This window comes from Acinetobacter tandoii DSM 14970 = CIP 107469 (genome assembly GCF_000400735.1).
GTDB classification, from domain to species: Bacteria; Pseudomonadota; Gammaproteobacteria; order Pseudomonadales; family Moraxellaceae; genus Acinetobacter; species Acinetobacter tandoii.
In genome coordinates this window covers 92,039-104,752 of the sequence record NZ_KE007367.1, presented here as the reverse complement: position 1 = coordinate 104,752, position 12,714 = coordinate 92,039, and the positions used below count along the sequence as shown (strand labels likewise).

Genomic DNA, 12,714 nt, shown 5'->3' with positions numbered 1-12,714 from the left:
AGCGTTTTTTACGATTTTGTTCAAAAAAGTTCTGATTTAACCCACAATACGAATTGTGTTTCTGAGACTGAATCATTTTTTTGAAATTTGTGATTTGCTTGACGTCTTCCTCTAGAACATGAGCCGCATCAGCAGGTCATTATTTTGCTAGAGGTATTACCGCTATAGAATCAACAACATAGGCTTTTTAAAGCATATATTAAACCAAACTTCATTCGAAAATTTACCCACTCCCCCTTATCTCAATAAACAATGCACACAATATAAATTTATCCATCCCTAAAATATATCAACGCGGGCTGTGTCTTATCCAAGAGTTCTAACCCAATATATTCGGTCTAAATCCCAAATAGGCATGTCCAATCCTTTAGCGATTAGAATTTAGCACTGAATCTTTAATTCTCAGTTAAATCTTTACCTAACTGAAAATTGTTGGCTCGGGAAAATCTATGACTAAAAATCTTGTGTAAAGCTCAGCGTTGATTTCTCTTTAAAAATTTAAATCGGATCATTTTAAGAAATGGTGAGAAAGCTTAAAGCCGAACCTGTGTCAAAAACTGCTCAATGGCATACTGTGCAATTTCAGCATCTTGAAATGCTTTAGCACCTGAAATTCCTATCGCCCCAATGAGTTCCCCTTGATATAAAATGGGTTCTCCACCTTCAAGCATGCCCGTAATGCTCTCTACCGTTAAAAATCCGTCTTGTCCATTACGAATTAAATCTTCAAATAATTTGGTTGGACGTTTACTGATGGCTGAACATTGTGCTTTTTCGTGACACAATCGTGCAGTCATTGGGGATGCACCATCCATACGCTTCATACTCAATAAACAGCCTGTTTCATCAACGACTGCAATACTTATAGCAAAGCCATGCTGTAAGGCATACCCATAGGCTGCATTTAAGATCAATTCGGCATCAGCCAATTCTAAACAATATTTGGTTTTCATGGATTTTCCTTGCAAAAAAAAGCCTGCAACATGATCACAGGCTTTTTGGAACTTTCACTACAACTTATGCTTTCATTTCAGCAAAGGTTTCTTTTGCGGCTTGAATCGTAAATGCAATATCTTCATCACTATGTGCACTTGAGATGAAGCCCGCTTCAAATGCCGATGGTGCCAAATTCACGCCACGATCTAACATACCATGGAAGAATTTACGGAATGCAGCAACATCACATTTCAGCATTGAATCGAAACTGGTGATATCTTCTTGATCGGTAAAGTAAAGACCAAACATTGCACCCGCTTGTTGAGTTTTGAAAGGAATACCAGCAGCATCAGCTTCTTGCTGTAACCCTGCCAAAAGCTTTTCTAATTGAGCTGTTAAGTTTTCATAGAAACCGGGTTGGCGTAAATGTTTGAACATTTCAATGCCCGCACGCATTGCGAGTGGATTACCCGACAATGTACCCGCTTGGTACACTTTACCTAAAGGTGCAATACATTCCATCACTTCGCGTTTACCACCAAAAGCACCTACTGGTAAACCTGCACCAATAATTTTGCCTAAAGTGGTTAAGTCAGGTGTCACGCCATAATGAGCTTGTGCTCCGCCTAGTCCAACACGGAAACCTGTCATTACTTCATCGATAATAAATACCGAACCATGTTCATCACACACTTCACGAATGGCTTGCAAGAAACCTTCCACAGGTTTTACCAAGTTCATGTTGCCCGCTACAGGTTCTACAATCACACCCGCAATTTCAGCACCAAATTTAGCAAAACACTCTTTTAAGGTTGCAATGTCGTTATACGGCAAAGTTAAGGTATGTTTGGCAAAATCGGCAGGTACACCCGCTGAAGTCGCTTCCCCTTCACCTGTTGTTAATAAGCCTGAACCTGCTTTTACCAATAATGAGTCAGAATGACCATGGTAACAGCCTTCAAACTTCACGATTTTGTCGCGTCCTGTATAACCACGTGCCAAACGAATCGCAGTCATGGTTGCTTCAGTACCTGAGTTGGTCATGCGTACCATTTCAATCGATGGCATAATTTCACAAATCACATCTGCCAAAGTCGTTTCATGTACGGTCGGTGCGCCAAAACTCAAACCATCTACCGCAGCGTCTTGAACCGCTTTAATAATGGCTGGATGTGCATGACCAAGAATCATTGGCCCCCAAGAACCAACATAATCTACATAACGCTTACCATCCACATCAAACAAATAAGCCCCTTGCGCTTTTTCAATAAAGATGGGTGTACCGCCCACGCTATTAAATGCACGTACAGGTGAATTCACGCCACCCGGAATATGTTTACTGGCTTGTTTAAATAGTTGTTCTTGCTTTGGAGATAAACTCATGAATTTACTCAACCTAAATAGAAAATAATCGACTTACAACATTATGCAGTTTTAGCAAATAACTGTGCCCATGCATGAACACGGGGTGGGATGTCAGCTACGTTCAACGCTAATATATCACTAATTACCGCACAAAGGTCTGCGCCCGCAGTAATCACAGGTGCTGAATTTTCAACGGTTAATCCACCAATTGCACAAATCGGCACCGCAAATTTCTGCTTCGCCTGAGCAATAACTTCAATTCCCACATTACCTGCTTCAGGCTTAGTCACAGTTGCATAGACAGCACCAAATGCAACATATGTCGCGCCCTCTGAAATTGCCTTTTTAGCCAATTCCATAGAGTTTAAACAAGTACGGCCAATAATGACGCCTTGCGGTAGGCGCGCAACTGCATCAGCAATTTCACCATCATCTTGACCCAAATGCACACCCAATCCGTATTGCTGTGCGAGGGCCAAATCATCATTAATTACAAATGGCACAGCATATTGATTGCAAAGCGCTTTAATTTGTTCAACTTCCGCAGGTTGATCCGTTTTGTTCACTTTCTTACGGCGATACTGAAGAATTGCAATCTGACCTGTTGCTAAAGCTGCGTGTAATTTTTCTAGCAATAGATTTAAAGGATCATCATTGGTAATAAGGTATAAACCACGCATAAAAAACCTGTACTTGACTAAATAGAGCATCCATTTAGCCCTAGATTAAAATTGTATAAAAAAAGCCATCATAGCATTATGATGGCTTTTCAGCAGATGAGATTTGCCCAATTTTAATACATTCATTGGGGGGTACTTATAAATAATTACCTTCTCGTTCAGGTTGATACAGTACTCGCTCAATCTTGACTTTCATTAAATGCCCATCAGGTTGCGGCCATTCAATTTCTTGTCCTTCAGACAATCCCAAAATTGCTGCGCCCACGGGTGCCAACACATTGACCTGTCCTTTATCGCCACGAAAGTCATGTGGATAAACCAAGGTAATTTCCGTTGGTGAGGTATCTGGAGCTATCGTGACCAACACACGTGCATTCATGGTGACGACATTGGCTGGAACATCTTGCGGAGCAACAACATTGGCACGTGCCAATTCATCTTCTAAATGCTCCATGGTTGGCGTTAATTTTGATTGATGCTCTAACATAGTTTCTAAACGATTCAGATCTTGTTCAGAAATGATAATAGTTGGTTTGTCCATAAAACCGTCCTTCTCAAAAATTCATGTTCTAAATTTTGCTTTGGTATGTTCTTTATTTTCACATGCTGAATTATTTATAGCAGAAAATGAAGAATGGTGAAGATAAGCATTTTGTATAGATATAAAAAAAGCCCCCCTTGAGGGAGGCTTCTCAAGCATATTGCTAATTATTTTGCATATACTGGAAACTTAGCACATACAGTTTCAACTTTCGCTTTCACTGTTGCAATAACAGTTTCGCTACCTTTTGAATCAAGAATGTCAGCAATCCAGCCTGCTAATTCGCGAACTTCTGCTTCACCAAAACCACGCGTCGTTACTGCTGGTGTACCAATACGGATACCTGAAGTAACGAATGGAGAACGTGGGTCATTAGGTACAGAGTTTTTGTTCACAGTAATGTGAGCAGCACCTAACCAAGCATCTGCATCTTTACCAGTAATGTCTTGTTTGATTAAAGATAACAAGAACAAGTGGTTCTCAGTACCACCAGAAACAACGTCATAACCACGCGCGATTAAAACTTCAGCCATGGCTTGAGCATTTTTAACCACTTGTTGTTGATATGCTTTGTATTCAGGCGCCATCGCTTCTTTAAAGCAAATTGCTTTCGCTGCGATTGCGTGAACTAGTGGACCACCTTGGTTACCTGGGAATACAGCAGATTGAAGTTTTTTCTCAATTTCTTCATTTGCTTTTGCAAGGATTAAACCAGAACGTGGACCACGTAAAGTTTTATGCGTCGTTGTCGTTGTTACGTCAGCAATTTGTACTGGGCTTGGGTAAACACCCGCAGCAACTAAACCAGCAACGTGTGCCATGTCTACAAATAGGTAAGCGCCAACTTTATCCGCGATGTCACGGAAACGCTGCCAATCTACAATTTGGCTATAAGCAGAGAAACCAGCAACGATCATACGCGGCTTGTGTTCAACCGCTAAACGCTCAACTTCTTCATAATCGATCTCACCAGTTTCTGGGTTTAGACCGTATTGAATTGCATTATAAGTTTTACCTGAGAAGCTTACTTTAGCACCGTGAGTCAAGTGACCACCGTGAGCCAAGCTCATACCTAGAACTGTGTCGCCTGGGTTAAGTAAAGCTAAATAAACTGCTGAGTTTGCTTGTGAACCCGCATGTGGTTGAACGTTAGCGTAATCAGCACCAAATAATTCTTTAGCACGGTCAATTGCCAATTGTTCGATGATGTCGACATATTCACAACCGCCATAGTAGCGTTTGCCTGGGTAGCCTTCTGCATATTTGTTAGTGAGTTTTGATCCTTGAGCTTCCATTACTGCTGGTGAGCAATAGTTTTCTGATGCGATTAACTCAATATGAGCTTCCTGACGAGCGTCTTCGTTAGAAATTGCTTGAGCTAATTCTGGATCAAATTCAGCAATAGAGATATTGGCAAACATTAGCGAGGTCCTATGTATTTAGGGCTTTTAAGCCGTGCTAAGATTGCCGCGTATTGTAGCACGAAGTTTGCAAATATTGAGAACGATGTTTGCTCTGTTTTACATAAAAAAAGCTCATGTCGATAAAAAACATAAGCTTCTTTTGTTCAACTCAACTTATTGAATTGGCATTAATGTTTGTACATCTATCAAAATATTCGGAATATTTAGCACATAAGCTGTACCATGATCCCAAGTCGTATTGGTTTTATAGGTAATTGGAGAGTTTTTAGCAGCATCTCCACTCAGCAAAGTATCTGTAGCAACTTTTGGAACCGTCGTATCCATCGCACCTTGATAAATAATAATAGGCGTACTTATTTTAACCTGAAGAGGCTGTGAATCTGTATCTAAGAACTTTTTCACAGGAGATAAAGTCATAAAATTACTTTGTGTTCTAGGGTAGTTGGTAATGTCATCTGCATTATCTTCTGCATAGGTATTCATAGCTGTCCCAAACTCTTGCTCTAAAGAGATATAACAATCCGTTTCAGCATTGTCGGCAATTTTATCGGTTGGGGACTTAAACACTTGGCTGTATTGCAAGCTTGGATTTGTATTACGTAAACCTGCAGTAATTAAAGCTGTAAATGTATCTAAAGAAGCCAAAGTCTCTATTTTTTGCTTTATATCGGTTTGTTGAGCGGCAAGGCTCTCCCCTGCCAATAAGATCAATTGAAGATTGGATGCAGGCGCAACCGCCACAGTTCCTTTATAGTCCAGTTGTGCTCTAGACTGATATTGTGCTGCACTCAAAGCAGCGTGCCCGCCTTGCGAATGCCCAACGGTCATCCAGCGATTCGACACTTTATTACCTAAATAATTTCGCGCTGCCACTACGGCGTCAGTAATTGAAAATGCCTCACTTTTTACATTTAAGAAAGGATGTAATTCATTATTTGCTGGTTCACCCAAACCTTCGTAATCTGGGGCAACCACCACATAGCCCGCAGTTAATAAACCCTCAATCATCGCTTTAATATAGCTATTTAATTGACTACGACTGGGTGCACAAATATCTGCAACACCCGTCGTTCCATGCGCCCAAACCACAATTGGCCAACCTTTAGCAGGCGGTGCTGTTTTTGGTGTAAAGACCAAAGCTGTAGCTTGTACTTCTTTATTATTCATGCCGAGCATCTTATAAGTCATCACGACACTTTCGCCAGCCGTCGCAGACATATCAGTTAGGTTATAAGCTGTGGGTGTAGAAACAACAGGATTTGTAATATTGTTTTTGGGAATATTATCCCCTGAATGATAAGAATCATGATCATCATCATGACACGCACTTAATAGCATCGCTGTACTGGTCAAAACAGCGATCAGCATTCTTCTCTGCATCGTTTATATCCTTATTCAATTTTTATTGTTTTTTGCTTCATTTTCAGCAACGTTTTATTTTTACGCTTTTTTCTATTTCTGTTCAATTTTATTTTTAAATTGATTTTAATAAACATGATTCATCAGTTTTTTAAAACAAAAGATCAAATGGACTAATTAAACTTCTGGTTTATATTTGTTTCACTGCACATGAAAATGTTAAATTGAACCATTCAGCTACACCATAGGATTTTCATATGCAAGCCATTATTTTGGATACAGAAACACACACCTTAAATGGTCAACCCATCGAAATTGCATATGCACCTATTGAAGTTGAAAATGGCAAACTCACTTTAGACAAGTCCAAATTATTTGATCAACTGTATTGTGTAGATGAGCCAATTTCTTTTGCAGCAATGGCTGTGCATCATATTTTAGAATCTGACCTCATTGATCGTCCTCATTACAGTACTTTTATTCTCCCAACCGATACACAATATATTATTGGTCATAATGTCGATTACGATATTCGCGCAATTGAAAAGTGTGGTGTCGATACCAGTTCAATTAAGGCAATCTGTACATTAGCACTGGCACGCCGCGTTTGGCCAGATGCTGAAGCACACAATATTTCAGCATTAATTTATATGATCAGTAAAGGCAGTGAAAAAGCCAGAGAAATGATTAAAAAAGCACATCGGGCAGATATGGACATTATTTTGACTGCCAATATTTTAATGCACATTGTTCATCAGCTGAATATTAACAGTATTGAAGAACTTTATGCTGCTTCTGAAGATGCGAGAATTCCGCGAAGCATTAATTTTGGCAAGCATCGTGGTACCAATATCACAGACCTACCTGCTGACTATATTCAATGGTTACTTCGCCAAGATGAGCTTGATCCTTACCTACGCAAAGCATTAGAAAATGCTAATTTAGTCACATTATAAATCAATGATTTGTAATTAAATTTTAACAATAGTGTAATTTTCACGCAGTATAGTCTGCTTAATTTATCTCATGGAATAAATTAAGACATGATTCACTATTCTAAAACACAATTAGGACATGACGCACTAAAACAACGCAGTTTGCCATTAAATGCACGTCAACGCCGCTTACTGGTTCTGATCGGAACTGAAGATTTTGACTCCATGAACGAAATCTTCAAACAGCGTCTTGCCCCACCTGAACTAATTGAACAACTGAGCGAAATGGGGCTCATTATGGCATCGAGTGCTCAAGCTTTTGCAGAATCTGAAGTTCAATCTTTACGACCAACGGCTCAATCACAAAGTTCAGTAAAGCAGCCTTCATCAAATTCAATTTTGATGCCAACAGCACACCAACATCCTCAGGCAGAAAAATCTGAACCACAACAGCAGGCGGCGTCACTGTTGGCCGAACAGACTTTTCAATCTGCAACATCAGAACCCACAGAGCCTAAATTTGAAGATTTAGTCGCGTTGGATTTTGACGATGTTAAGTTTTTAATGGCTCAGCTACTACAAAAATATTGCGGACTCATGGCGAAGCAACTGGTGTTGCGCATTCAAAGCTCAGAAGATATTCGTTCTCTAAAACTCTGCCAAATGCAGTGGATTACCCAATTACAAGAATCGCGTATTCCACCTAAAGAGCTAAATCGAATTCTGCATCAGATTAATTTTTCACTGCAACGGCTCAATCCAGCATAAATTTTAAGAGGAATTTTGTTTAAGCTCAGTAGAATGAACACTTAGCATCATATTTTTTGATTTTAAAAAATTATATTTATTAGAATATTGGCGCACTTTTTCCATTTTAGATATCTCTCTCAACGTTTAGTGTGCCACTCCTTCTACTTAAGCGTTATAGCTTCAGCACAAAATATCTGTGAAATAGAACAATTTCGAAGCAATCTATGATGCCACTCCATCTTATTTTTCACCCAGAGGATCACCCTGCTCATCTTAAAAAAGTTGGTAATTGGGTGATTACTTTTCCTACACGTAGAGAAAACAGTGAAACACTGCAACTGATTATTCGTAGTGTGATTCCACAGCAGATGAACCAGAACATCCAATTACTGAATTTAGAAATCCACCAAAGTACGCTTGATCATCACTGGGAAATCCTAACAATTAGCTATTTTGATGGTGAACAAGCCATAGAGTTGCATCCAGATACAGAGAACTTGATTGCTATAAAGATGCTGAAAGAGCTAATTCAAGAGTTTGGAAAATATGATGTAGAACTACAGTTGAAATAAACTGAAAAAATATGGTTATAGATAAGCCAGCAAAGAAATTGTGGTTTAAAATTGAATACTATATACAGCAAGAACTCGCATTTCTGCGAGTTCTTTTATGTTGGATGGCTAGTGCTGATTTTTTATTTGAACTTTACGTTGCAAATTCAATTAGCTGTCAATGATCCGTCCAACTACTTCGTAGCTCTTAGTGTTGCTAGCTACTGTGGTTTTAATATAAGACGATGCAATTTCTTTGACAAGTCACTGTGACATTAAGCCACAAGGAACATATCAAAAATACATTGAATAATTATTAAGCAAATGATCTAATATTTAACCTTTATCTATTCACCTTTACACATTGATCAAGCTCAAGGTAATTCTTTAGATTTTCACTTAATTAAATTTTTATAAATAACCCGAATCCTGCTTAAGCCGATATTTCCATAATACGAATCATCGGCTTATTTTGATGACATATCTGATAAGCACATAAAGATGCATAAATACCAGCTAAATAGCCAGCAACACTTTTAGCTCTAGTTATCACTAAATTGTCAGTCCCTTTCAGCACACTGAATAAAGTTTCTATTTCATTGCGTTGTTTCAGATGGAGCTTACCTGATTTTTGATAATTGTATAGACTTCATATTCTTTCATTAATAAGTAATTAAATTAGGGCGTGTCCTCATTTGAAGAATTGTTTTTAAATACTTAAAATCCTCCTTTAGGCTCTTTTCATTTCTATATTTTTTCAATGGCACGTACTCTTCTCACCGATGATATTTGGCAGCAAATTCAAGATACTATGCGATTACATGGTTGTTACTGTTCAAAAAACAGTAGAAATATCATGGAAGCTATCTTATGGAAACTACGTACGGGTGCGACATGGCGTGATATTCCTCAAGAACTTTGCCCTTGGCAAACTGCCTACAATCGCTTTAATCGCTGGGCAAGTAAGGGATTATGGGATAAATTTTTTTTTAGATTACGAGGCATTCTGGATCAGGAATGGGTATTCATTGATGGAAGCTACATACGCGTGCATCAACATGCAAGTGGAGCTCGGCATGGTTTCGAACGAGCAATTGGACAATCACGCGGTGGACGAACAACAAAAATACATCTTGCAACCGACGCGAATGGATTACCGATTGATTTTAAAATCACTGGGGGTGACGTCCACGACAGTCAAGTTGCAAAACAACTGATTGATATTGTAGGCGAAGCAACTTATCTCATTGCTGAGAAGGGGTATGATGCTGAGCACATTAGAATATGTGCTAAGAACAAGAATATGATACCCATTATTCCATTGAGATCAAACAGCAAGAGATCGAATAAGGAATTTGATAAATATCTATATAAATTAAGACATTTAGTTGAAAATGCTTTTGCAAGATTAAAACATTTCCGTGCTATTGCAACTCGATTTGATAAACTGGCACGCAATTATAAATCTATGATCCGTATAGCCTGCATATTTATTTGCTGCAAAGCCAAATGAGGACACACCCTAGCACCTTGTACTCTTAATGTGCTCTTTAATTCCTGACTAATATAGCCACGATCAGCATATAGTTTGGCAGTCATTCCTTTCTTTCATCAAAGAGAAATGCAAAACGTGTCAAGCCAGTTGATGGGGGTTAATCAAGTGTATAATGCGCTAATAATAACGAAGCTGATTAAAAAATTGGTTGTTGTTCAGTTTGAATGATGTGAAGAATGTCTTGAAATTATTGAAATGATAGCACTTGTACCACACAGCAATAAGTATAATTTCAGAAATACTAAGCTGAGCAGGTCGACGTCTTAGGTGTTGAAAGTTCTGTTTTTAAAATTTCAAATAAATTGATTCGAATTTTAGAAAGGAATCATCAATGATACAGAATAATTAGGTATGAGCTATATATAACGCAAGGAACATAAAGACTAGAGTTATGAGTTTAGTGTGGTAACTCAACTGATGGCTTTAGTCCTTCTCTTTTTCGAGTCAATTGCTTATGTTCGATTCGAGTTATGTATAATGAATTCTATAAATATTATTTAAGTCATAAATACTGATGCAATCATTATCAATAATCGCATTATATCTTGCAGCAATATTGACGTTATGTGCTGCCCTACTCCACTTCATTTGTATTCTTTGGGGGGCAAATGGTTATCGTTTTTTAGGGGCAGGTAAAAGCATGGTCGATATGGTTGAAAGAGGAAAATTATATCCACATTTAATCACTATCGCTGTAGGTTTAATGCTCTTGCTATGCTCAACGTATGCATATTTTGCTGCAAAAGGAATAACACTATTACCATTTAGTAAAACCATACTCTCAATTTTTGCAGCTATACTTCTTATACGTGGTCTTTCTTTTCCAATTTTGAAATCAAAATTCGTTGGTAATAGTGATTTATTTTGGTATATCAGCTCAGCTTTTTGTTTACTCTTAGGTGGGCTGTATGCAGTAGGTATATCTTTAAGTTGAAAAAGAAAACTAATGTTTTATGTCAGGACAACTATTGTTAGTCTGATAGCGTCCAGAATTTTATGACGTTGTTTCACAAGGTATTTATCTGCTTTTGATCACTGAATAGATTGTATGTTCTTTCGCTACTAAGTTATTAAATCAGATCTTTATAAGTTTAATCTACTCATTAATTCCCGACGCATTCATTATTAACCGTAGCTGATAGGCAAAGAGCCACACCATAGATCTTTTCCATATTCTGCAATTGCTGCTTTAAATTTATCTCATTTTTAATATTGTTAAGAATATTTTATAAATGATGATCAACAGGTTTGTGCAACCAATTTCATCAAAAATATCATTTAAAAATGACTCACTTATTATCATGACTTAAGACTCTCATAAAGAAACCGTATATTTATACGGTTTCTTTATCAGTATATTTTAAGCAGCAATTTCTTTTTGATTAAGCACTGGACTGTTTCCAATTTGCCAAACATAAGGTAAAGGTGCCTGATTTACCACCCAATCTCCTATCACTTTCTGTTTGTAAATAAGTGGATTATGGGAAGAAACCACACGTGCATTGCGCCAGAATCGGTCTAGTTGCTTTTCTGTTGTACTAGCAGATGCACCTAATGCATTAAACAGTTCTGTCGTTAAATTTAGCACCAATTCCGAAATGACTACCTGTCCTTGTGAAGATGCGAGTTCAGCAGAGTCATTCGCTTGTAATTCCGTATTTTCATCATTTTGGAAATGACTCAAATACGCTTGGTCTAATGCATCAGCAGTGCTTAAAGCAATTGCTTCAGCCGCATATGCCTGTGCAGAGGCTTTGCCAATCACTTGTAAAATTTGTGCATCATTACGAACCAACTCTGCATTGCCATGACTGAAGATGCGGGTACGTTTCCGCACTTCATGCGTAAAAACTTCTACCGCATTTTGTGCAATACCAGCCAAAGTCGCTAAATGCACGACTTGATAAAATGCAGTTTGATATTTAAATCTCTCTTGAAATGGCAAGATATGGTCACGAGCAATTTGTACATTATCAATTTTTAATGTTCCACTGCCCGTGGTTTTTTGGCCAAAACCATCCCAATCATCAACAATATGAATACCTTCTACCTGTGTTGAAACAGCAGCAATAACGTGCTGATTTGTCGTTTCATCGAAAGCGAATAAATCAATCCAATCTGCGAAAATAGTCCCTGTCGAATAATATTTCTGGCCATTCACGACGAGATTTCCACTTTGTGACTCTGTCACACGCGTGGCGACATCACCTATTTCTACGTTGCCTATTTCCGTCCATGCATTTCCTACAAGGTCACCTTTTACAAAGCGCTCAAACCATAAGGTTTGTGGCTCTGTCTTATGGGCATTTAAACGATCTTCCACAAAAGCAAAATGTCCACGCAATGCCTGAACCACATTAGAATCCGCTTTTGCCAGCTCAATTAAGAGTTGGAATAATTGTCTTTGCGACACGCCATCTCCACCAAAAGCGACAGGAACACGTACCGCGCCAAAACCCGCCTGCTTTAACCATTGGATCGGTTCATAAGGCAATATTCGGTTTTTTTCACGCTCTAGTGCACCTTCTGCGATGCGCTGAAAAATAGCACGGAATTTTCCAGCCACTTGCTCGTAATGAGCACCTAAAGACAAGTTTTGATTATTTTGAATAGTCATA

Annotated in this window: 12 protein-coding genes and 2 pseudogenes; 5 read left to right on the top strand and 9 right to left on the bottom strand. The window is 38.4% G+C overall.

Translation table 11 applies throughout. The features are described from left to right. Positions 1–533 precede the first annotated feature (533 nt). From I593_RS09915 to I593_RS09890, 6 genes are all read right to left on the bottom strand, one after another. Positions 534–953 (bottom strand): GlcG/HbpS family heme-binding protein, encoded by a 420-nt coding sequence (locus I593_RS09915; protein ID WP_016167435.1) that lies wholly within the window; start codon positions 951–953, stop codon positions 534–536. 64 nt (positions 954–1,017) lie between these two features. Continuing rightward, positions 1,018–2,319: a glutamate-1-semialdehyde 2,1-aminomutase gene (gene hemL, locus I593_RS09910; protein ID WP_016167434.1), complete on the bottom strand. Its 1,302-nt coding sequence runs from the start codon at positions 2,317–2,319 to the stop codon at positions 1,018–1,020. A gap of 41 nt (positions 2,320–2,360) precedes the next feature. Continuing rightward, on the bottom strand, positions 2,361–2,981 hold the full coding sequence (gene thiE / locus I593_RS09905) for a thiamine phosphate synthase (RefSeq protein ID WP_016167433.1): 621 nt from the start codon (positions 2,979–2,981) through the stop codon (positions 2,361–2,363). A gap of 136 nt (positions 2,982–3,117) precedes the next feature. Beyond that, positions 3,118–3,522: a nucleoside diphosphate kinase regulator gene (rnk, locus tag I593_RS09900; RefSeq protein ID WP_016167432.1), complete on the bottom strand. Its 405-nt coding sequence runs from the start codon at positions 3,520–3,522 to the stop codon at positions 3,118–3,120. 167 nt (positions 3,523–3,689) lie between these two features. Continuing rightward, positions 3,690–4,943, bottom strand: coding sequence for a serine hydroxymethyltransferase (glyA, locus tag I593_RS09895; RefSeq protein ID WP_016167431.1), 1,254 nt, complete (start codon positions 4,941–4,943; stop codon positions 3,690–3,692). A gap of 156 nt (positions 4,944–5,099) precedes the next feature. Further along, positions 5,100–6,326 carry an alpha/beta hydrolase gene (locus I593_RS09890; RefSeq protein ID WP_016167430.1) on the bottom strand — a complete coding sequence of 409 codons (1,227 nt, stop codon included), beginning with the start codon at positions 6,324–6,326 and terminating at the stop codon, positions 5,100–5,102. A 236-nt stretch (positions 6,327–6,562) separates the two neighbouring features. Between I593_RS09890 and I593_RS09885 the strand changes: the two genes are divergently transcribed. The 3 genes from I593_RS09885 (at position 6,563) to I593_RS09875 (ending at position 8,562) form a co-directional block, all read left to right on the top strand. Continuing rightward, positions 6,563–7,261 (top strand): DUF3820 family protein, encoded by a 699-nt coding sequence (locus I593_RS09885; protein ID WP_016167429.1) that lies wholly within the window; start codon positions 6,563–6,565, stop codon positions 7,259–7,261. 87 nt (positions 7,262–7,348) lie between these two features. Next, on the top strand, positions 7,349–8,008 hold the full coding sequence (locus tag I593_RS09880; protein ID WP_016167428.1) for a hypothetical protein: 660 nt from the start codon (positions 7,349–7,351) through the stop codon (positions 8,006–8,008). A 206-nt stretch (positions 8,009–8,214) separates the two neighbouring features. Further along, positions 8,215–8,562: a hypothetical protein gene (locus I593_RS09875; RefSeq protein WP_016167427.1), complete on the top strand. Its 348-nt coding sequence runs from the start codon at positions 8,215–8,217 to the stop codon at positions 8,560–8,562. 412 nt (positions 8,563–8,974) lie between these two features. Here I593_RS09875 and I593_RS20860 read toward each other — a convergent pair. Next, positions 8,975–9,200, bottom strand: a pseudogene (locus I593_RS20860) (IS982 family transposase); the annotation flags it as partial. A gap of 101 nt (positions 9,201–9,301) precedes the next feature. Here I593_RS20860 and I593_RS20065 point away from each other — a divergent pair. After that, on the top strand, positions 9,302–10,054 hold the full coding sequence (locus tag I593_RS20065; protein WP_016167426.1) for an IS5 family transposase: 753 nt from the start codon (positions 9,302–9,304) through the stop codon (positions 10,052–10,054). Positions 10,055–10,177: 123 nt separating this feature from the next. On the opposite strand, the pseudogene I593_RS20855 reads toward I593_RS20065, so the two are convergent. Then, a pseudogene (locus I593_RS20855) lies at positions 10,178–10,432 on the bottom strand (IS982 family transposase); the annotation flags it as partial. Between the two features lie 178 nt (positions 10,433–10,610). Here I593_RS20855 and I593_RS09865 point away from each other — a divergent pair. Continuing rightward, a complete protein-coding gene (locus tag I593_RS09865) occupies positions 10,611–11,030 on the top strand; it encodes a hypothetical protein (protein ID WP_016167425.1) in 420 nt (139 codons plus the stop codon). Positions 11,031–11,456: 426 nt separating this feature from the next. Here the strand turns inward: I593_RS09865 and I593_RS09860 are convergent, their stop codons facing one another. Beyond that, complete coding sequence (locus I593_RS09860; RefSeq protein WP_016167424.1) at positions 11,457–12,713, bottom strand: acyl-CoA dehydrogenase family protein; 1,257 nt, start codon at positions 12,711–12,713, stop codon at positions 11,457–11,459. Between the last annotated feature and the right edge of the window lies 1 nt (position 12,714).

Excerpts from the sequence above, each read along its gene's own strand:
- I593_RS09915 (WP_016167435.1), bottom strand. The coding sequence starts at position 953 with ATGAAAACCAAATATTGTTTAGAATTGGCTGATGCCGAATTGATCTTA.
- hemL (WP_016167434.1), bottom strand. The coding sequence starts at position 2,319 with ATGAGTTTATCTCCAAAGCAAGAACAACTATTTAAACAAGCCAGTAAA.
- thiE (WP_016167433.1), bottom strand. The coding sequence starts at position 2,981 with ATGCGTGGTTTATACCTTATTACCAATGATGATCCTTTAAATCTATTG.
- rnk (WP_016167432.1), bottom strand. The coding sequence starts at position 3,522 with ATGGACAAACCAACTATTATCATTTCTGAACAAGATCTGAATCGTTTA.
- glyA (WP_016167431.1), bottom strand. The coding sequence starts at position 4,943 with ATGTTTGCCAATATCTCTATTGCTGAATTTGATCCAGAATTAGCTCAA.
- I593_RS09890 (WP_016167430.1), bottom strand. The coding sequence starts at position 6,326 with ATGCAGAGAAGAATGCTGATCGCTGTTTTGACCAGTACAGCGATGCTA.
- I593_RS09885 (WP_016167429.1), top strand. The coding sequence starts at position 6,563 with ATGCAAGCCATTATTTTGGATACAGAAACACACACCTTAAATGGTCAA.
- I593_RS09880 (WP_016167428.1), top strand. The coding sequence starts at position 7,349 with ATGATTCACTATTCTAAAACACAATTAGGACATGACGCACTAAAACAA.
- I593_RS09875 (WP_016167427.1), top strand. The coding sequence starts at position 8,215 with ATGATGCCACTCCATCTTATTTTTCACCCAGAGGATCACCCTGCTCAT.
- I593_RS20065 (WP_016167426.1), top strand. The coding sequence starts at position 9,302 with ATGGCACGTACTCTTCTCACCGATGATATTTGGCAGCAAATTCAAGAT.
- I593_RS09865 (WP_016167425.1), top strand. The coding sequence starts at position 10,611 with ATGCAATCATTATCAATAATCGCATTATATCTTGCAGCAATATTGACG.
- I593_RS09860 (WP_016167424.1), bottom strand. The coding sequence starts at position 12,713 with ATGACTATTCAAAATAATCAAAACTTGTCTTTAGGTGCTCATTACGAG.